The sequence below is a fragment of the Halopseudomonas sabulinigri genome (assembly GCF_900105255.1).
Taxonomy (GTDB): Bacteria; Pseudomonadota; Gammaproteobacteria; order Pseudomonadales; family Pseudomonadaceae; genus Halopseudomonas; species Halopseudomonas sabulinigri.
On the sequence record NZ_LT629763.1, the window covers coordinates 1,520,894 to 1,540,234 of the forward strand.

A 19,341-nucleotide genomic window follows, 5' to 3' on the forward strand; every position below is an offset into this window, starting at 1 on the left:
TCCTATTCGATGATGTTGCCGCGCATCAGGTGCTTGGCAATGGCCACGGTGCTGACAAAGCCCATTACCGCAATCAGCAGTGCGGCCTCAAAAAACAGGTTTGAATCCAGATACAGGCCGAACAGCATGATCACCGCGATGCCGTTGATATACAGGGTATCCATGGCCAGAATGCGGTCAGGTAAATCAGGCCCCTTGATCAGACGCACAAAGGTCAGAATCAACGCAACGCTCATTACACCCAAGCAAAACAGAATCACGGCCTGGAGCATTCGAATACCTCCTTGATCGGCTGCTCATAGCGGCGCCGGATATGCTCGATCAGCTGCTGCTCATCCTTTACGTCCAGCCCATGGATCAGCAGGGTCTTGCGGTCGGCGCTGATATCCGCCGAAACGGTGCCGGGCGTCAGCGAGATGGTACTGGCCAGCACACTGATGGAAAACTCGTGTTCCAGGCTGATGGGGTATTCCACAAAAGCCGGGCGCAGTTCGCGGCGCGGGCCGAGAATCAGCTTGGCGACCTGCAGATTGGCCAACAGGATATCCACCAGCACCCGCCAGACGAACAGCAGCAAACGGTCAACCCGGCAGCTCAGCGGCGGATTGGGCCAGAACACATTGGTCAGCCAGGGGATCAGGCAAGCCAGCACCGCGCCCATGATCAGGCTACCCGCCGACACGCTGTTCATCAGCAACTGCCAACCTATCAGCATCGACAGGCTCAGCCAGGGGTGCGGCAGCACGCGCTTGAGCAGGCTCATGGAATCACCTCGGAGTGTGCGGGCAGCACAGCGTCAATATAACTCTGGGGCTGCAGCAGCTGATCTGCCGTGGCGGCCAGATAGGTCAGCACCGGCTCGGCGAACACCACCAGCAATGGGCTGGCCAGCAGCAGCAACAGCAAGGCGGTCATGCGCAACCCATCAACCGGCTCGCCCGAGGCTGCCACATCGGTCTGCCGCCAGAACAGGGTGGTACCTGCGCGGCTCAGCGCAACAAGACTCAGCAGCCCGCTGCCAAGCACCACCGGATACAACCAGGCGGCCAACTCACCGGTGCCAGCCGCGCTCAACAGCAGCAGCTTGCCGATGAAACCGGACAGCGGCGGCATACCGACAATTGACATCGCGGCGAGAAAAAACACGCCGCCCAGCAGCATAGGGCGAGGCAGGCTCGGGCCGGCGACCAGCCGCGCAGCGAAACGCGGCCCGCGTACCCGCTGCACCACGCCGGCAAATAGAAAAAGTGCACCGGTAATCCAGGTCGAGTGCATCAGGTAGAACAGGGTCGCACGCAACGCCTCCGGCGTGCCCATGGCCAGCCCCGCCAGCATGGTACCCACCGACACCACCACCAGGTACGCAATCAGCCCGGTCAGAGTCGCCGCCGCCAGTGCACCCACCGCGCCCAGTACCAGGGTTACTAATGCCAACGGCCACAACCAGCCGTTGACCAGTTGCGCCAGGGTATCCGCCTGCTCGCCAAACATCAGGGTATAGACGCGCAATATCGAATACAGGCCCACCTTGGTCATGATCGCGAACAGCGCCGCCACGGGCGCGCTGGACGCTGCGTAGGCGCGCGGTAGCCAGAAATACAGCGGAAACACCGCCGTCTTGAGGCCAAAGACGACCAGCAACAGCATACCGGCAGCGCCCACCAACGGCTGCTCGGTGCGGGGCAGCTCGCTGATGCGCACTGCCAGGTCGGCCATATTCAAGGTGCCCAGCACGCCGTACAGCGTGCCCACAGCAATCAGGAACAGCGCCGAGCCGGTCAGATTCAGCAGCACATAATGCAGGCCCGCACGGACACGTGCCGAGCCAACGCCATGCAACAGTAGCGCGTAGGATGCGATCAGCAGAATTTCAAAAAACACGAACAGGTTGAACAGGTCGCCGGTCAAAAAGGCACCGGTAATACCCATCAACTGAAACTGAAACAACGGGTGAAAGTTGCGCCCTGCAGCATCATCGCCGCGCACCGCATACAGCAGCGCGGCGCAGGCGAGCACGGCAGTAATCACCAGCATCAGCGCTGCCAGACGATCCACCACCAGAACTATGCCAAACGGTGGAGCCCAGTTACCCAGGGTGTACACCAGGGTTCCTTGGCTGGCCTGCAGCAACAACATGATCGCCAACGGCAGCTGGGCAAAGGTCGCGAGCAAACTGATGCCGCGCTTGAAATCCATACTGCCGCGCATGAGCAGCAGCGCGGCCCCGACGACCATCGATAGAAAGATGGGCAGAATCGGCAAGTGGCTCATCAACGATCCCCCTTGCCATCAACATGGTCACTATCCAGCTCACCCTGTGCACGCAAGGCCAGCACCAGAGCAAACGCGGTCATGGCAAAGCCGATCACAATGGCGGTCAGCACCAACGCCTGTGGCAAGGGGTCTGCATAATCCGTGCGGTCGCTCAGCACCGCCGGCACCGCCTCACCAATGCGCCCCATGGCGAACAGAAACAGGTTGACCGCATAGCTGAGCAAGGTCAGGCCGATGACCACCGGGAAAGTGCGGGCGCGCAACATGAGAAACACCCCGCAACTGGTCAACAGGCCGATAAGCAGCGCATACATCAGCTCCATCAGAAATCCCCCCCACGCGATGGCAGCTGCGACAGCTTGCCGAGGTTGGCGAGGATCAACAGGGTGGCACCAACGACCGTCAAATAAACCCCCAGATCAAACAGCATGGCGGTGGCCAACTCGATGTCGCCCACCAATGGAATATGGAAATGGTCGAAGGCACTGGTGAGGAACGGGTAACCGAACAGCCAGCTGCCAGCGCCGGTGGCGGCCGCGATCAATACCCCGGCCGCCGCCAGGTAGTGGTAGTTCACTGGCCAGCGGCGTGAAGTCCACTCCTCGCCACTGGCAACGTATTGCAGTATCAGCGCCACCGCGGTAATCAGCCCAGCGATAAAACCACCCCCGGGCAGATTGTGACCCCGCAGGAAGATATACACCGAGATCAGCAGGGCCAGCGGCAGTAGCACCCGCGACAGGTTGACCAGCATCAGCAGCTCACCGCGCTTCGCCCAGGGCTTGCCGAGGCTGTCACCGCCCGGCAGACGCAAACGCAGGCCGTCGATCAGCGCGTAGATACCAATAGCCGCAATCGCCAGCACGGTGATCTCACCCATGGTATCGAAGCCACGGAAGTCAACCAGAATCACGTTCACCACGTTGCTGCCGCCACCACCGGTCAGGCTGTTCTGCAAGAAGAAGCCGGCAATACTGTCGTAGGGTCGCGTCAACACGGCAAAGGCCAATGCCGCCACCAATAGACCGCAGAGCAACGCCAACAGCAGGTCGCGGCCACGCCGTAATACCGAGGACTCACGCGGCGAGCGCGCCGGCAGGAAAAACAGTGCCAGCATCAACAGGACGATGGTAACCACTTCGACCGAGATCTGCGTCAGTGCCAGGTCCGGCGCGGCAAAACGCGCGAACGCCAGCACCACACCAAGCCCCACCACACTGAGCATGGTCAGCGACACCAGCCGCTGACGATGCCAGAACACAGTTGCCAATGCCGCCACCGACATGATCAGCGCCACCGCCAGACTGGTGCCATCAATCGGCGTGAGCGCTACTTCGCCACGCAGGCTCGGCAGTTTGTACAACCACCAGCCGCTGACCAATAACGCTGAACCCAGCAAACAAGCCAGATAGCGCTGCAGCGAAGCGTTCTCCAGCATCAGCGTAAATTGCCCTGCACCGCGCACCAGTGATTGCACCAGCCGCTCAAACACCAGCTTGGCATCCAGCTCGGGTTGCCGTGCATACCAATCAAACAGGGGACGACGGGCAGCATAGACCGCCACACCCACTACCAGCGCCACCACACTCATCAGCAGTGGCAGGTTGAAGCCATGCCAGATAGCCAGACTGTATTCAGGCAGGGTCGTGCCGATCGTGGCCTGCGCGGCAACCGCCAACAGCCCCGCCACGGTGAGTCCTGGCGCGAGGCCCACCATCAAACACATGGCAACCAGAATCTCGACCGGCACCTTCATATAGCGCGGCGGCTCATGGGGTGGGTATTTGGGCAGATTGACCGGCTTACCGTTGAAAAACACGTCGTGCACGAAACGCAGCGAGTAAGCGACAGAGAACACCCCACCGAGCGTGGCGCCCAGGGGAATCAACCAACTGAAGCTACCCAGCATGTGCTGTTCCAGCGTCTCGCTAAAGAACATTTCCTTGCTCAGGAAGCCGTTGAGGAGCGGCACCCCGGCCATGGCCGACGCCGCCACCATCGCCAGCGTGGCAGTATGCGGCATGTACCGCAGCAGGCCGTTGATACGCCGCATGTCACGGGTGCCGGTTTCATGATCGATAATACCGGCGGCCATGAACAACGAAGCCTTGAAGGTCGCGTGGTTGATAATGTGGAATACCGCCGCGACGGCGGCCAGGCGCGTATCCAAACCAAACAGCAGCGTAATCAGCCCCAGATGACTGATGGTCGAATAGGCCAGCAAGCCCTTGAGATCATGCTGAAACAACGCCGTACAGGCACCCACCAGCAGTGTGGCCATACCGGCACTGCTGACGATGTAAAACCAAAGGTCGGTGTCGGCCAGCGCGGGATAAAGCCGTGCCAGCAAGAATACCCCGGCCTTGACCATGGTTGCCGAGTGCAGGTACGCAGAAACCGGGGTCGGCGCCGCCATGGCGTGCGGTAGCCAGAAGTGAAACGGGAACTGTGCCGACTTGGTAAACACGCCCAGCAGCACCAGTACCAGTATTACCGGGTAAAGCGCGTGCTCGCGCAGCAGGTTGCCAGCGGCAAATACATCGCTCAGTTGATAGCTGCCCACCACCTGGCCAATCAGCAACACACCGGCCAGCAGCGCCAGGCCACCCGCGCCGGTAACCGCCAGCGCCATGCGCGCACCCTTGCGGGCATCTGTGGAATGCGACCAGTAACCGATCAGCAGGAAAGATGACAGACTGGTCATCTCCCAGAAGAACATCATCAGCAGCAGGTTTTCCGACAGCACCACGCCCAGCATGGCCGACATGAACAGCAGCAGATACGCAAAGAAACGGCCCATGGGGTCTTTCTTCGCCAGGTAATAGCGGGCGTAGAGAATGACCAGCAGACCGATGCCGAGGATCATCAGTGCAAACAGGAAACTCAGGCCGTCGAGGCGAAAACTGATGTGCAGCCCCAGCAGGTCGAGCCAACGCCAGGTCTGCACCAGTGTTTCACCGGCGAACACCGCCGACGCCTGTTGCCAGAGCAACACCATGCCAATGACCGGGGCCAGCATGGTCATGGTGGCGCACAATGAACGACCGTGATTATTGAACAGCAATGGCAGCAAGCTGCCCAACAGGGGAAGGATGACGATAAGCGCCAAGGTCATGCAGGACTAACTCCATCAATGGCCAAGAAGGCTATTACCGGTGATTCCGCTCTCCGTGCGCTACCAGCCCGAGCGGCCTCGTGTGACTCATCAGCCTAGCACGGCAGGCACCTGCCGGTCGCCGCGCGCCAGTCAGGGCGCTCATTATAGAGGCAGTGACCGGGTGCGCGACGCCTGGCATTCACGCATTGCGTTACAAAATGCGTAACCCGGCCAGGGCAGGGTCGGGTTACGCAGGCTGCAGCTTACTTAACTACCCGCGACTCGCCGTTTACGGTCATCACCCGCACCCGGTCACCCGCGGCAAAATTGACGCCTTCCTGTGCTTCCTGCACGTAGGCGCGGGTCTGGCCGGAGTCCTCGGTGACGGTGATTTCCACCCCCTGAGTACGCGTAACCCCCTCTTCCGCCGCCGCGCCGGCCAAACCACCGGCCAAGGCGCCAACGATAGTGGCGATCGCGCGTCCACTGCCGCCGCCCACACTGTTACCCGCAACACCGCCAATCGCAGCACCGGCAGCAGGTCCAACCACCGTCTTGGTGCCTTCGATCTTGACCGGCCGAACGGACTCCACAGTGCCCATGCGCACGATCTGCGGGGCGCGCGCATCTTCACGGCTGTAGGTATCGCCGGTCAGCGATGACGCACAGCCGGACAGCACCAGCACAGCGCTCATCAGCAGAGTTGTCATCAGTTGCTTGTTCATATCTGTAAACCTCAAAGTGGGTGTAATAGTCATGCTGGGTTGTGCTCACCAGGCTGCGCAGCTTGCCGTATAGGTGGCAAGGCGCACCAGAGGGCGGCACCACCATTGATCGGGAAGGCGGCCTCACTGGTCGAATTCAATCGCCAATTGGCCTAAAATCGCGCCTGCTTATGAACCGGTGGAATGGCGGATGCCGCCCACCACATCATCCCATTTGTGTTTCGTCGTAACCCTCCATAATCACAAGAATAGACAGGTACAGACAGGACCGGAAGCGGCGCACCGGTTAATCGCTGGCTGGCCATCCTGTACCGCTGGTTACCGATTCCGTTGTTCGGAGGACCGCCCATGTCTCCCTTGCAGGCAGCATGGCTGTATTACCTTGCGCATCCGGCGCTGGTGATTAACGCACTGGCGCTGTTTTTTGCCGTTACCGGCAGCTGGCTTTGGCTGGCTACCCAGCTGCGCGGTCTGTTGGCAGCCCAGCGCCTGGCTACTGCTGCGCAGGCGCCGCAGCTGAACGCCAACGATCGCGCGACAATGCGCAGCAACCGCCTGTTCTATAGCGTTGGCGCGCTGAGCCTCAGTCTGGCACTGCTGCTCAGTGTAATCAGCACCCAGATATAACGGGTCGGCGGCAAATGCCGCCTCAGGTTGCCTCCAGCACCCGCAAGCGACTGCGCACCGGGTTGGCATATTGCAACAGCCAATACGGCTGTTGCGCGGGTGACACCGCGGCCAGACGTTCGGCAAAGCGGCGCTCCTCGGCGGCGACCTCGGCGGCGGTGAACGAGCTGCGCCAATCCGCCACCGCTACCGGCAGCTCACCCTGTTGTTCCAGCGCCAGATAATTGCTGGGATACAAACGGTATTGGGTAAGTATCTGCTGATCTACCGCTCGCGCCACCACCTTGGCATCGGCATAGTCCTCCTGCAATGGCTGACCAAACGCCACATGCACCCGTCCCTTGTAACCAGTCAGCCCCATGGCGATGGAACGATCATCCTCACCGGCTTCCTTGCGGTACTCACCCAGACGGGCCTTCTGCTCAAGTTCACGGGCCTTCATGCCATCGCAGGGGTCCCATTCGTAGGCAATGGAGACAGGTACGATGCGCAGTGAGCGAATCACTTCGGCAAAGTCCTCACCCTTTCGACTCATGCAGAACATCTTGATGATCGCCGGATCGGTTTCATCCAGACCATCCTTCGCGCGTCCTTCAGCCTGGGCGATCCAGATCGACTCATTTTGCCGCAACGAGTGGCTGATATAAGCCGACATGGTCTGATATGCCTGCAGCTTCTCACGGCGCCCGGTCAACGAGCGATGGACGATGAAGCACTTGTTCAGCCGCATCAGGTCGGCAACGAAGGGACGTTGCAGCAAATTGTCGCCAATTGCCATGCGCGGCGTCGGATGGCCCGCGTGGTAAAGCGCATAGTTGACGAACGCCGGATCCATCACGATGTCGCGGTGGTTGGCCAGAAACAGGTGAGACTGCCCCTTCTGCAGATTTTCCAGGCCGCTGTAGGTCACCTGTAGAGTGCTACTTTCAATCAGACGATCAAGATAGGGCTCCAGCTTGTGCTGCAGCGTGTCCACGCAGGCGATACCCCGCGCCTCACGGCGCAGACCGCACTGCACCGCCGCCTGCAACGGGCCGGGGAACCAGCGTGACAGGCGCGGAAAACGATAGGACGTCAGCATCCGCATCAGATCGCGGTCGGCCAGTAATCGTGCCATTACCGTTGGCACTTCAGCATCGTCATACGGCCGAATAGCATCAAACTCGCCCATGTAATCCTCAATGTCGTAAGCTCAGGCCGCGCATTATGCGACGCGCACAGCGGTTTCGCCAAATTGACGATAGGGCTACACTGGGCGTCACACTCGCTACAGCGGAGTTATCCCTTGCAGGCCCTCGAAGAAGCTACCCTCGCCTGCCCGCATTGCGGCGAAGCCATCGTCCTACTACTGGACATCGCCAGCGGCACGCAGGCTTACATCGAAGATTGCCAGGTGTGCTGTCAGCCCATCCATGTGAGTCTGTGGATTGATCCGCAGGCAGACGAATACCACGTTGATCTGCGCCGCGAGCAGGACTGAGCATGCAGTGTATCTATCGCCCCCTCGATCTCACCGAGGCCACACTGTTGCAGCGCATGCTGGCCGACCATCACATCGACTGCCATATCAGCGGCCAGTACCTGCAAGGCGCTGTTGGCGACCTGCCAGCGCACGACCTGATTGCCCTGTGGCTCAGCGATGAAGACGCTCCGCGCGGCAGCCAGCTAATCAACGACTACCTGGCAGCCAGCCCGCTAGAGGCAGCCGGCGAGCAGCCTGACCCGGACTCTCGCCCTTCATGACCGGACGTCTTGCCCAGTTCACCCCGCCGCACGCCAGTACTCCCGGCGATTGGCAACCCGACTGGAATCTGCCACCCGGCGCGCGCGTTCTGATATTGCGCAAACAGGCGGCGCGTCTGGAATGCGTGCCGGTACTATGGAATCTGACACCCGCTTGGCTGACCGATTTTAGCCGCGCCAGTTTCAACGCACGCGCCGAGTTCCTGCATGAAAAACCCATGTTCAAACAGGCACTGGCGCAACGCCGCTGTCTGCTTCCGGTCAATGGCTATTACCTGTGGAAAAGCAACGGCACGCGCAAGCACCCCTGGTATCTGCGGCGCCGCGAAAGCGGCCTGGCACTGGCCGGGCTGTGGGAGCGTTATCAGCTGGATGACGGTCAGTACTGGGACAGTTGCGCACTCATCACCGCGCCGGCCAAGGGCTTGCCGGCCAAGCTGGCCGAGCGTATGCCGGTCGCGCTGAACAGCGGCGAGCAAGCCATCTGGCTGGCAGAGGCAACCGCCGTTACCGCCCTGCAGCCGCTGCTAATGAACGCCGAGGCGCAGGTCGAGATGATGCATCCCGTGGCCAGTGCCGTCAGCAGCCCGCTGACCAAGGGGCCGCATTGCTGCAACCCCCACGGCCCGGTTCAGACCTTGAACTGATTGATCAGGCGGCGCTGATGCTCGGCCAACTTGGTCAGTGAAGCACTGGCCTGAGAGGCTTCCTCGGCACCCGCAGCGACCGACTTGGCGACAGTATCAATAGTGGTCACATTGCGGTTGATGTCTTCCGCCACAGCGCTTTGTTGCTCCGCGGCACTGGCGATCTGATTGTTCATGTCGTTGATCACCGAGACCGCCTGAGTGATAGAGGTCAAGGCGGCATCCGCCTCTTCGGCCTGCAGCACGCTCTGATCGGTACGCGCGCGGCTCTGCTCCATCACCTTGACCGTTTCGCGGGTGCCGTTCTGCAACTGCTCGATCATGGTCTGGATCTCAGCCGTCGACGACTGGGTCTTCTGCGCCAGGTTGCGCACCTCGTCCGCCACGACGGCAAAGCCGCGCCCCTGTTCACCCGCGCGCGCCGCCTCGATAGCCGCGTTCAGCGCCAGCAGGTTGGTCTGCTCGGCAATACCGCGGATGGTATCGAGAATCCCGGTGATGTTTTCACTGTCCCGCGCCAGCGACTGCACGCTGTCTACCGCGCGCTGAATATCCTCTGACAGACTTTGAATGGTCGCCGAGGTCGCTTGCACCACCTCCCGTCCGTGGTTCGCCGAGCCATCAGCATTGTGCGCCGCACTGGCCGCCTGCGAAGCGTTGCGCGCAACATCCTGCGCCGTTGCGGTCATTTCGGTCACCGCGGTGGCCACCAGATCGATCTCGCTGAGCTGGCGCTGCACGCCGTCGTTGGTGCGGATAGCGATATCGGCGGTATGCTCGGAGGCATCCGTTACCTGCTGGACCGACCCCACAACCTCTTTGATCATGCCCTGCAACTTGTCGAGGAAGGCGTTGAAACCCTTGGCAATCGCGCCAAGCTCGTCGGCGCGCTCCACTTTCAGCCGTTTGGTCAGGTCCCCGTCGCCCTTGGCGATATCGTCCAGCATCGCCACCAACTGGCGTGCCGGTTTGGCCAGGCCGTAGGCCACGAAGACCATCACCACCAGCCCGACCAGGGCCACCAGGAAGCCGACAACCGCCAGCATAATTGCCGAGCTGGTGCGCTGGGCATCCAGCTCGGCATCCAGCGCTACCAGATCTGCCATCACGGCATCCAGCGGCAGAATAATCAGCAGCGACCAGCGCACGTTGCTGCCGCCGATAGTGATTGGCATGGCCAGCTCAATATGTCCGCCAGCTTCGTCGATGTCGTAAATGGGCTCGTCCTGCAGGCGCGCCAGGTTAGCCAGATCGTTCGCATCGAGTACGCTGTCGGCACGATCACCCGGCTTGGCGTCACTGCCGGTGTACGCCACCAGACGGCCACGCTCACTGATCAGCGCCTGCTGGCCCTGGCCCGCATAGAGCTCGTTGTCGCTCTCATGCAGCATGCCCTGCAGAAAATCCATCGAAAGGTCGGCCCCGGCCACACCCACAAAGTTACCCTCACTGATGATAGGCACCGTGAAGGAGGACAGCAGGATGGTTTTATCGCCCACTTCATAAGGCGCTGGATCGGTCACGCAGGGCCGCAGGCTTTCCTTGGGGCAGAGGTAATATTCGCCCGCGCGCACACCGGTCTCGAGGAGGGTTTCATCTTCCATATCAGACAGCGAGTCCAGCGTGAGTGAGCCGTCCGCGTTACGGTACCACCAGGGCATGTAACGGCCAGTGCCATCGTAGCCGCCACCTTCAACGCCTTCAAAAAAGTTGTCCAGGTCATCCAGCGAGTTGGGCTCCCAGCCGACGTAGGCTCCCAGCAGGTCCGGGTTTTCCTTGAGGGTCATTTCAATCACGCGGGTCATTTCCTCGCGCCCCATCATCAGCGCGGGCATGCCATCAGGCTGGATCTCGCCAATCATCTGGTTGAGGTTGGCCAATTGCGAGGCAACGGCAAGCGGGAATTCCAGATGGCGGCGAATGCGCGCGCGCTCAGCGTTGGCGATCGACAGCAAACGCTCCTTGACCACCCCTTCCAGCAATTCCTGACTACGCGCTTGCACGTGTTGTTGGCTGCGCTCGGAGGAGTAGACGGAAAACAGCGTCATAACCCCCACTGCGATGAACAGACAAGCTCCAGCCAGAACTGCGATGGATAGCTGAATCGACTTGAATTTCATTGATTACCTCGGCTTAGCGGCCAGACTAGGGCGGCGCGTACATGTTCTTGTTGTTATATCGGCGCAAGGCAAAAAAACTTCAATCCTGTGAGGACTTTGGCGCTTTGGCGCTGTCGAATTGCCTGAAACCGGTGATGGCCATACCATACTAGCCGTGTTTCCGTGTGCTGAACTACCGCATTTTATGCACCGCGCCCGTTAACCCGGTTCGCCGCCGAAACAGTCGCGAACTGGGCAGCGCCCCAGGCTCTGCTAGATTTACCGGTGCGGGTGTGTATTGCGTTCAATCAATCTGGAGAAACACATAATGAAAAAAACGCTGATGATGCTTGTAGCAACCCTGTTCGGTATCGCTGTGCTCTCGGGCTGCAATACCGTTGAAGGCTTTGGCAAGGATGTGCAAAAGGTTGGCGATGGTATTGAAGACTCTGCCGATCGATAAGCACCACAATGGCGTGGCGGTCAAACGCCACGCCCAGTTATTCAAGGAAAATAGAACCATGCGATTGCGTTTTCTGCTGTGTGTCCCGGTCATCGCGCTGGCCGGCTGCCAGAGCGTACAGACCACCCAGGGTGGCAATGTGGGGGTAGACCGCACCCAGTATATGATGAGCGGTTTATCCAGTGAAGAAGTCAACCAGATGGCCGCCCAGTCGTATGACGAAACCCTCGCCGAGGCCAAAAAGGCCGGCGTGCTGAACACCAACGCGGCCACCGTGCGCCGTCTGCGCAAGATCGCCGACGACCTGACCGCGCAAGCCACTTATTTCCGCCCCGATGCTGCGCAGTGGGATTGGGAGGTCAACCTGATCAAGGATGACCAGCTCAACGCCAGCTGCGCCCCCGGCGGCAAGATCCTGTTCTACTCCGGCATCATCGACAAACTCAACCTGACCGACGATGAGATTGCCCAGATCATGGGCCACGAAATCGCCCACGCCCTGCGCGAGCATGGCCGCGAAGCCATATCCCGCGCCTATGCGACACAGATGGGCACGCAACTGGCAGGCGCCCTGCTGGGTCTGGGCGCCGGCAGCCAGCAGGCTGCCGAAATGGCAGTACAGTATGGGCTGACCCTGCCCAACAGCCGCTCGAATGAGAGCGAGGCCGATCTGATCGGCCTGGAACTGGCGGCCCGCGCGGGTTACAACCCCGACGCTGCGGTCTCCCTGTGGCAGAAAATGTCCAGCGCTTCGCAGGGTGAGCCACCGGCTTTCATGAGCACGCACCCCTCCTCCTCCGGCCGCATCGATGCCCTGCGCGCTGCCGCGCCCCGGGTTGAGGCGCTCTACCAAGCTAACAAGTAAACCCTTGCCGGGCGCCGCCAGGCGCCCGGCATCCGCTTGACCCTTACCCCGCTGAACGTCCCGTTCATCCATTGCGCACAAAATAACTGGCCGTGCGCCGATAAATCATTAGAATATCCGCCGCTCAAGGCCATACTGGCCGACATGGGTTCCCTAACCCCATTTACAAACAACGGCGGAGGCACGGCTTCCGAACCGGTAAAAAGGACACAAGATGCAGACCCTTTCCCCCGCGCGCCGGCAGCAGGCCCTCGCGCTGCTGATTGCTTTTCATATCGCCATCATCATTGCCAGCAACTATCTGGTTCAGTTGCCGATCACGCTGTTTGGCTATCACACTACCTGGGGCGCCTTCAGCTTTCCCTTTATCTTTCTGGCCACCGACCTGACCGTCCGCCTGCTCGGCAAGGGCGCCGCACGCAAGGTGATTGCGCGCGTGATGCTGCCTGCGCTGGTGGTGTCTTACGCGGTATCAGTGGTGTTTCAGGAGGGCAGTTATCGCGGGTTGGAAGCGCTGTTGTCGTTCAACGACTTCGTATTACGTATTTCTCTTGCCAGTTTCGTGGCCTATGTCATCGGCCAGTTGCTGGACATCCAGGTGTTTGATCGCCTGCGCCAATCGAAGCGCTGGTGGATTGCCCCCAGCCTCTCGACCGTGCTCGGCAACCTGGCCGACACCTTCGCCTTCTTCTCCGTCGCGTTCTGGCGCAGCAGCAACGAGTTTATGGCGACCCACTGGGTCGAAATCGCCACGGTGGACTACGCCATCAAGCTGATCATCAGCCTGCTGTTGTTCCTGCCGCTATATGGCGTACTGCTGAATGCGCTGCTGCGCCGCATATCAGGCCCCACGCCTGCACCCAGCCACTGATCTGGCGAGCACGTCCACGGCGCGCTGCTACCAGAGGCTGACTCCCAGCCCCAGCAGCGCGCAGACCGCCAGCGTTTGCAATGCCGAACGCTTGGCCGCAAAAAGCATCAGCACCGCCACTAAGGCAATCACCACAGCGCCCGCATCCCACTGGCCCGCAAAGCCTTGCGGCCAGAACACGTGGTAGGCGAAGAACAACGCCAGATTGACGATGACGCCCACTACCGCCGCTGTAATTGCCGTCAGCGGCGCAGTGAACGACAGCTTACCGTGGGTCGATTCAACCAGCGGGCCACCGCCCAGAATGAATAGAAACGAGGGTAAGAAGGTAAACCAGGTCACCAGAAAGGCCGCTACCGCACCCGCCAGAAATGCCTGCGCCGGGCCAAATACCTCCAGCCCGTAGCCACCGACAAAAGCGACAAAGACCACCACCATGATCAGCGGGCCCGGCGTGCTTTCACCCAGCGCCAGCCCATCAATCATCTGGGTTGGCGTCAGCCAGCCGAACTGGGTTACCGCGCCCTGGTACACATAGGGCAAAACCGCGTAGGCGCCACCGAAGGTCAACAGCGCCGCCTTGGTGAAGAACCAGCTCATCTGCGTCAAGTCGCCGCCCCAGCCAAAGCAGAGCGTCAACGCCGCCATCGGCAGCAACCAGAGCAAGGCCCCAACCGCAAGCAGCCGAGCCAGCGCAGGCCAACTGAAACGCGCGTGCGCGGGGGGTGGCGTGTGATCGTCAATCAGCGCGGACGGGTGCTCGCGCTTAGCGTTAGCGGGCTCACCGCCCAGCTGAAAATACGCAGGCCGCCAGCGCCCACCGAGATAACCCGCCACGCCGGCGCCCAGCACAATCAGCGGGAAGGGTAACCTCAGGGCAAAGATTGCCACGAAGGCACTTACAGCGATCGCCCACAGCCACGGATTTTTCAGCACCCGCCCGCCAATCCGCCAGGCCGCCTGAAACACCACGGCAGTCACCGCCGGCTTGATGCCATAAAACAGACCCGCCACCCAGGGCAGATCACCGTAGGCCAGATACAACCAGGCCAATAGCACCAGCAAAAACAACGAGGGCAAAATAAACAGCACCCCTGCGATTACCCCGCCCCAGGTGCGGTGCAATAACCATCCAAGATAGGTCGCCAACTGCTGCGCCTCGGGGCCGGGCAGCATCATGCAGTAGTTCAGCGCGTGCAAGAAACGACGCTCGGAAATCCAGCGGCGTTTATCCACCAGCTCTTCATGCATGAGCGCAATCTGGCCGGCGGGGCCGCCAAAGCTGATAAAGCCAAGCTTCAGCCAAAACAGCAGCGCCTCACGCAGTGAGGCCTGCGCAGCTGAGCTGGCCGAGCCCTCGTGTGTTTGCGGTGCGTCCATACCAGCTCCTCTTGTAAACCCACCTTCAGCGCGCGCCCTTATTTCAGCAGCATGCCAGAGTCAGGTTGCAACCAGATTGCAATATTGTGGAAAAAATACTGTCTTGAGGGGCTAGCCGAAAATCACCGCCAGAGGCATTATTCTGCCATCGCAGGCACTGCCTCGCGGCCCTCCTGCGGCATGGATGCCCCCGATACTCTGCCTGTTTGTGCTTACCGTTCGGCCACTGCTCGCTGGCACTCTGAGCATCCGCCGCCAAGGCCCCGGAAGCACTGAAGAGAATCACCCACAAAAAGGAAGTAGTCGATGTTAATCAGGAAAATGCTGTTCTCTGCAGTACTCATGGGCGCGGTGATGGCTACCGGTTGCGCCAGCGTCAACAAGGCGCCCGCCGCCATGGATGCCGAAGCCAAGCAATTCAACACCCACCCCGATTTCGCTCAGGTTTACGTTTACCGCAACGAAACCTTCGGCGCTGCGGTCTCCATGCCGGTCGCGGTCGACGGCCAGCGCGCCGGCACCACCGGGCCCAAGTCGTTCTTCATGTTTCAGCTGCCTGAGGGGTCGCACACTATCAGCTCACAGAATGGCGCTTCTTCGCTGTTGATCAATGCCGAGAAGAACAAGAACTACTTCGTCTGGCAGGAAGTGAAAATGGGCATGGCCTCCGGCGGCTCCAAACTGCAGTTGGTGAGTGAGCAGCAGGGCCGTTCCGGTGTGCAGCAGTGCAGCCTGATTCACAGCAACCTCTGAAGCCTGTGGCAAGATGACCGGCAGCGCTAGGCGCCGGTCATTTCAATTGCTACGCCCGTTCGCAACTGCCTTGCTGCTTGCGGTACCCCGCTGCAGTTAGCGGATGGGTCACCACTCCCTCTCAGCATGCAACGAGCGACCAGGCCGAGTGCGATCGATCAGCACACAGCACTATTCGACAAACCTGTCAGGGAGGAGCATGACGCATGACTGAACTACACGGAAAATGCCTCTGTGAAGCGGTCACCTATCAAATAACCGGAAATCTCGGCCCGATCTACCACTGCCACTGCAGCAAATGCCGCCGCTGGCATGGTGCAGCCTTTCGCACCCGCACCTCTATTCTGCGCAGTCAGTTCAGCTGGCTCAGCGGTGAAGACAAGCTCTCCACCTACGATTCATCCGACAACGTCACCAAGTACTTCTGTCGCACCTGCGGCTCGCCGCTGATCAGCACCTACAAGGATCACCCGCAAGTGCTGGGCATCGCGCTCGGCGGGCTTGAGGGTGAGATCACCGAGCAGCCGCAGGGCCATCTATTTACCGACTCCAAGGCCAGTTGGCACCAGATAACCGATGACCTGCCGCAGTTTCCGGGCTGGCCCGGTGCCGAGGCGCTGGTACGCAAGACCGCAGATTAGGCCGGCGCGCCCTCGGCGCCCTGCTGGGCGATTTCACGCAGCGCTTCCACCAGATAGGCTGGCTCTTGGGCGCCGGAAATCAGGTATTGATTGTTGATAATAAATGCCGGTACCGACGACACGCCCGCCTGCTGATACCGCGCCTCGTCGCTGCGTACTTCTTCAACATAAGCATCGGAGGCCAGCACCTGCTGCGCGGCGTCTGCATCCAGTCCTACCTTCTGCACACAGCGCAAGAGCACATCCCGCTCGCCCACGTTCTCCGCGTGACCAAAATAGGCATCAAACAGCGCCTGTTTCATCGCCGTCGCCTTGCCCTGCTCCGCCGCCCATTTCACCAGTCGGTGAGCATCAAAGGTGTTGGCGGTGTAGCGCTGCTGCATTTTGCTGAAATTCAGCCCCAAGTCGGTAGCAATCTCGATCATGTTGGCCTGCGCCGCTTCCATCTCGGCTTCACTGCGGCCGTACTTACGGCTCAGTGCCTGCAAAATGGGTTGCGGCTTGCTGTCCGGGTCCGGGTTCAGCTCAAAGGCATGCCACTCGACATCGGCCTGAAGCTCGCCGTCCAGACTAGCCATCGCCTGTTCCAGCCGGGCATAGCCGATGGCGCACCAAGGGCAGGCGATGTCGGACACGATATCAATATGCAGGTTGGTGCTCATGGACTGTCTCACTCTGAGTCGTTATCAAGGCACACAGCCTACACCGCAAGCCCCGAGCTTTCACCTGTCAGCTCGGCAAGCTGGCTATACTCGCTGCACCACCCCTGTTTTGCCGGAGCCACCATGCTTGAGTTACGCCCCAACTGCGAATGCTGTGACAAGGACCTGCCACCGACTGCAGAAGACGCATTGATCTGCAGCTTTGAATGTACCTTCTGCCACGATTGCGCAGCGCGACACCTGCAGTTCACCTGCCCCAACTGCGGCGGCAATCTGCTGCAACGGCCGAGCCGTCCGGAGCGCCTGTTGGCAGCGAACCCGGCCTCCACGCAGCGCGTACTCAAGGTCCACGGCAACTGCCGGCAGACGCGCTGATTCGGCACCGGGCAGAAAGAACATAGACTTTAGTCACATAGCCGCCCTATTTACTGTGCAACCCGGCTACCCTTCGCGGTCGCGTCGACTATAGTTAGGCCAGACCCCACCAGGGTCTGGTTCACGCAGCCGCGCACAAATACAAAACCGGGAGCCTTGCATGAGCGCTGTTATTCTGTTGTTGGCCGGTCTGGCCATGATGTCTCTGGGGTACTTCATCTACTCCAAGTTCATCGCCGAAAAGATCTATCGCCTTGACCCCGACTATCGTACGCCAGCGCACGAGTTTGAAGACGGCGTCGATTTTGTCCCCACCAACAGGTTCGTACTCTGGGGCCACCATTTCACCTCGGTCGCTGGCGCAGCGCCCATCGTCGGCCCCGCTATAGCCGTGATCTGGGGCTGGGCACCGGCCTTTTTATGGGTGGTATTCGGCACCATCTTCTTTGCCGGCGTACACGACATGGGCGCCATCTGGGCCAGCGTGCGCAACAAGGCCCGCTCGGTCGGCTCGCTGACCGGCGATGTGGTCGGCAAGCGCGCCCGCAGCATCTTCATGATCGTCATCTTCCTGGTATTGCTGATGGTCAACGCGGTCTTTGCCGTGGTGATTGCCAAACTGATGATGAGCTTTCCGACCGCCGTATTGCCGGTCTGGGGCGCCATTGGTGTGGCACTGATCGTCGGCCAACTGATTTACCGTCGCATCCTCAACCTGGTCAGCGTCTCAGTTATCGGTGTGATTGCGCTCTACGCGCTGATCTTTGCCGGCCCGTCCATGCCGATTCAGATGCCTGCCGAGGTAGCTGGCGTCTCCGGTAACGCAGTCTGGATCGTGCTGCTGTTCATCTACGCAGGTGTAGCGTCGATCCTGCCGGTGTGGATGCTGCTGCAACCGCGCGATTACATCAACGGTCTGCAACTGTTTGTGGGCTTGCTGATTCTCTACGGCGCCATCCTGCTGCTGAATCCGACAATGGTTGCCCCCATGTTCAATGATGCCGTGCCCGCCGGTACGCCCTCGATAATACCGCTACTGTTCGTCACCATTGCCTGCGGGGCGATATCCGGCTTCCACGGCTTGGTCGCTTCCGGCACCACGTCCAAGCAGTTGAACAAGGAAACCGACGCACGCTTTGTTGGCTACTTCGGTGCTATTGGGGAGGGTTGTCTGTCGCTGGCGGCGATTCTGGTCGCCACCGCCGGCTTTGCCAGTCTGACCGACTGGAAGGCCATGTACTCGGCCTTTGGCCAGGGCGGCGTCACCGCCTTTGTTGAGGGCGGTGCGTACATCATCCACAACGGGCTGGGCCTGCCGCAGGTCACTGCTGCCACGCTGCTCACCGTTATGGCGGCGCTCTTTGCCGGTACCACCATGGATACCGGCCTGCGCCTGCAGCGTTACATTTTCCAGGAATTTGGCGAAATCTATAACCAGCCCTGGATGCAGAAACCTCTGGTTGCCACCCTGCTGGCGGTTGGCAGCTGCATGTTGCTGGCATTCGGTGCCGGCGCCGATGGCTCCGGCGGCATGATTATCTGGCCGCTGTTCGGCACCACCAACCAGTTGCTCGCCGGCCTCACCCTGCTGGTAATCACCGTGATGCTGGTGCACATGCGCCGCCCGATGTGGTACACCCTGGCGCCACTGTGCTTTCTGCTGGTAATGACCGTGGTGGCGCTGCTGACCCAGCTGCGCACCTTCTATCAGCAGGAGAACTACTTCCTGCTGTTTCTCGACATTGTGGTACTGATAGCAGCCATTCTGGTGGCCATGGAATGTGCCGCCGCACTCAAGCGCCACCGCGCGATAGCGGCTGCAGAGGACGGCAATGCCTCCTGAAAAAGCCGGGGAGTGGCGCGCCTGGCTAGGCAAGGCGCGCTTCTTTCTCGAGGAAACCTACAGCACGCGCTACCGTGGCGCCATTGCCCGGGCACGGCGCGATGAAGATGACCTGTTCATGCTGCTGGTGTTCTCGGAGATGATGGGCGTGCCCAACCCAGCCAGCTATTACACCCTGGAACTGCAGCCGCTGTTGCTGCAGCGCTTCCATGACTGGCACAGACGCATGGGCATGGAGCACTCGCCGCTGGACCACTTTCGCTGCTGCTGATCTGG

General features: G+C 60.5%; 22 protein-coding genes. 12 read left to right on the forward strand and 10 right to left on the reverse strand.

The annotated features are described in order from the left end of the window. Positions 1-2 precede the first annotated feature (2 nt). The 6 genes from BLU26_RS06825 to BLU26_RS06850 form a co-directional block, all read right to left on the reverse strand. Positions 3-272 (reverse strand): K+/H+ antiporter subunit F, encoded by a 270-nt coding sequence (locus BLU26_RS06825; RefSeq protein ID WP_092285087.1) that lies wholly within the window; start codon positions 270-272, stop codon positions 3-5. Continuing rightward, on the reverse strand, positions 257-763 hold the full coding sequence (locus BLU26_RS06830) for a Na+/H+ antiporter subunit E (protein ID WP_092285089.1): 507 nt from the start codon (positions 761-763) through the stop codon (positions 257-259). The genes BLU26_RS06825 and BLU26_RS06830 overlap by 16 nt, the downstream gene beginning before the upstream one ends. Next, positions 760-2,271 carry a monovalent cation/H+ antiporter subunit D gene (locus tag BLU26_RS06835; RefSeq protein WP_092285091.1) on the reverse strand — a complete coding sequence of 504 codons (1,512 nt, stop codon included), beginning with the start codon at positions 2,269-2,271 and terminating at the stop codon, positions 760-762. The genes BLU26_RS06830 and BLU26_RS06835 overlap by 4 nt, the downstream gene beginning before the upstream one ends. Continuing rightward, positions 2,271-2,597 (reverse strand): Na+/H+ antiporter subunit C, encoded by a 327-nt coding sequence (locus BLU26_RS06840; RefSeq protein ID WP_092285093.1) that lies wholly within the window; start codon positions 2,595-2,597, stop codon positions 2,271-2,273. The genes BLU26_RS06835 and BLU26_RS06840 overlap by 1 nt, the downstream gene beginning before the upstream one ends. Then, positions 2,597-5,389 (reverse strand): monovalent cation/H+ antiporter subunit A, encoded by a 2,793-nt coding sequence (locus tag BLU26_RS06845; RefSeq protein WP_092285095.1) that lies wholly within the window; start codon positions 5,387-5,389, stop codon positions 2,597-2,599. The genes BLU26_RS06840 and BLU26_RS06845 overlap by 1 nt, the downstream gene beginning before the upstream one ends. A gap of 245 nt (positions 5,390-5,634) precedes the next feature. Further along, the gene (locus tag BLU26_RS06850) at positions 5,635-6,096 is read right to left on the reverse strand and encodes an outer membrane lipoprotein (protein ID WP_092285097.1); all 462 of its coding nucleotides are present in this window, start codon (positions 6,094-6,096) and stop codon (positions 5,635-5,637) included. Between the two features lie 348 nt (positions 6,097-6,444). Between BLU26_RS06850 and BLU26_RS06855 the strand changes: the two genes are divergently transcribed. Further along, positions 6,445-6,723: a hypothetical protein gene (locus BLU26_RS06855; RefSeq protein WP_092285099.1), complete on the forward strand. Its 279-nt coding sequence runs from the start codon at positions 6,445-6,447 to the stop codon at positions 6,721-6,723. A gap of 22 nt (positions 6,724-6,745) precedes the next feature. On the opposite strand, the gene BLU26_RS06860 is transcribed toward BLU26_RS06855, so the two are convergent. Then, on the reverse strand, positions 6,746-7,894 hold the full coding sequence (locus BLU26_RS06860) for a 1-acyl-sn-glycerol-3-phosphate acyltransferase (protein WP_092285101.1): 1,149 nt from the start codon (positions 7,892-7,894) through the stop codon (positions 6,746-6,748). 114 nt (positions 7,895-8,008) lie between these two features. Here BLU26_RS06860 and BLU26_RS06865 point away from each other — a divergent pair, with 114 nt between their 5' ends. The 3 genes from BLU26_RS06865 to BLU26_RS06875 are packed head-to-tail and all read left to right on the forward strand — an operon-like array spanning position 8,009 to position 9,113. Further along, complete coding sequence (locus BLU26_RS06865; protein WP_092285103.1) at positions 8,009-8,203, forward strand: CPXCG motif-containing cysteine-rich protein; 195 nt, start codon at positions 8,009-8,011, stop codon at positions 8,201-8,203. A gap of 2 nt (positions 8,204-8,205) precedes the next feature. Beyond that, the gene (locus BLU26_RS06870; RefSeq protein WP_092285105.1) at positions 8,206-8,466 is read left to right on the forward strand and encodes a putative signal transducing protein; all 261 of its coding nucleotides are present in this window, start codon (positions 8,206-8,208) and stop codon (positions 8,464-8,466) included. Continuing rightward, positions 8,463-9,113, forward strand: a complete 651-nt coding sequence (locus BLU26_RS06875; RefSeq protein ID WP_092285107.1) for an SOS response-associated peptidase — start codon at positions 8,463-8,465, stop codon at positions 9,111-9,113. Before BLU26_RS06870 ends, BLU26_RS06875 begins: the two co-directional genes overlap by 4 nt. On the opposite strand, the gene BLU26_RS06880 is transcribed toward BLU26_RS06875, so the two are convergent. Further along, complete coding sequence (locus tag BLU26_RS06880; protein WP_092285109.1) at positions 9,098-11,233, reverse strand: methyl-accepting chemotaxis protein; 2,136 nt, start codon at positions 11,231-11,233, stop codon at positions 9,098-9,100. The two genes, BLU26_RS06875 and BLU26_RS06880, sit on opposite strands and share 16 nt — an antisense overlap. A gap of 307 nt (positions 11,234-11,540) precedes the next feature. Between BLU26_RS06880 and BLU26_RS06885 the strand changes: the two genes are divergently transcribed. The 3 genes from BLU26_RS06885 to BLU26_RS06895 all read left to right on the forward strand — a co-directional run bounded on the left by BLU26_RS06885 (position 11,541) and on the right by BLU26_RS06895 (position 13,411). After that, positions 11,541-11,675 carry an entericidin A/B family lipoprotein gene (locus BLU26_RS06885; protein ID WP_092285111.1) on the forward strand — a complete coding sequence of 45 codons (135 nt, stop codon included), beginning with the start codon at positions 11,541-11,543 and terminating at the stop codon, positions 11,673-11,675. 58 nt (positions 11,676-11,733) lie between these two features. Further along, positions 11,734-12,540, forward strand: coding sequence for a M48 family metallopeptidase (locus tag BLU26_RS06890; protein ID WP_092285113.1), 807 nt, complete (start codon positions 11,734-11,736; stop codon positions 12,538-12,540). Between the two features lie 214 nt (positions 12,541-12,754). Continuing rightward, a complete protein-coding gene (locus BLU26_RS06895; protein ID WP_092285115.1) occupies positions 12,755-13,411 on the forward strand; it encodes a 7-cyano-7-deazaguanine/7-aminomethyl-7-deazaguanine transporter in 657 nt (218 codons plus the stop codon). 27 nt (positions 13,412-13,438) lie between these two features. Here the strand turns inward: BLU26_RS06895 and chrA are convergent, their stop codons facing one another. Next, a complete protein-coding gene (chrA, locus tag BLU26_RS06900) occupies positions 13,439-14,791 on the reverse strand; it encodes a chromate efflux transporter (RefSeq protein WP_092285117.1) in 1,353 nt (450 codons plus the stop codon). A gap of 306 nt (positions 14,792-15,097) precedes the next feature. Here chrA and BLU26_RS06905 point away from each other — a divergent pair, with 306 nt between their 5' ends. Together BLU26_RS06905 and BLU26_RS06910 are read left to right on the forward strand one after the other, a co-directional pair. Further along, positions 15,098-15,544, forward strand: coding sequence for a DUF2846 domain-containing protein (locus BLU26_RS06905; protein ID WP_092285119.1), 447 nt, complete (start codon positions 15,098-15,100; stop codon positions 15,542-15,544). A 206-nt stretch (positions 15,545-15,750) separates the two neighbouring features. Beyond that, positions 15,751-16,185 (forward strand): GFA family protein, encoded by a 435-nt coding sequence (locus BLU26_RS06910; RefSeq protein WP_092285121.1) that lies wholly within the window; start codon positions 15,751-15,753, stop codon positions 16,183-16,185. On the opposite strand, the gene BLU26_RS06915 is transcribed toward BLU26_RS06910, so the two are convergent. Next, positions 16,182-16,847: a DsbA family oxidoreductase gene (locus tag BLU26_RS06915; RefSeq protein WP_092285123.1), complete on the reverse strand. Its 666-nt coding sequence runs from the start codon at positions 16,845-16,847 to the stop codon at positions 16,182-16,184. The genes BLU26_RS06910 and BLU26_RS06915 overlap by 4 nt on opposite strands. Before the next feature lie 123 nt (positions 16,848-16,970). On the opposite strand from BLU26_RS06915, the gene BLU26_RS06920 reads away from it, so the two are divergent. From BLU26_RS06920 to BLU26_RS06930, 3 genes are all read left to right on the forward strand, one after another. Continuing rightward, positions 16,971-17,222, forward strand: a complete 252-nt coding sequence (locus BLU26_RS06920) for a DUF1272 domain-containing protein (protein ID WP_092285125.1) — start codon at positions 16,971-16,973, stop codon at positions 17,220-17,222. Between the two features lie 160 nt (positions 17,223-17,382). Continuing rightward, positions 17,383-19,065: a carbon starvation CstA family protein gene (locus BLU26_RS06925; RefSeq protein WP_092285127.1), complete on the forward strand. Its 1,683-nt coding sequence runs from the start codon at positions 17,383-17,385 to the stop codon at positions 19,063-19,065. Further along, positions 19,055-19,336: a cory-CC-star protein gene (locus BLU26_RS06930; protein WP_092285129.1), complete on the forward strand. Its 282-nt coding sequence runs from the start codon at positions 19,055-19,057 to the stop codon at positions 19,334-19,336. The genes BLU26_RS06925 and BLU26_RS06930 overlap by 11 nt, the downstream gene beginning before the upstream one ends. Positions 19,337-19,341 lie beyond the last annotated feature (5 nt).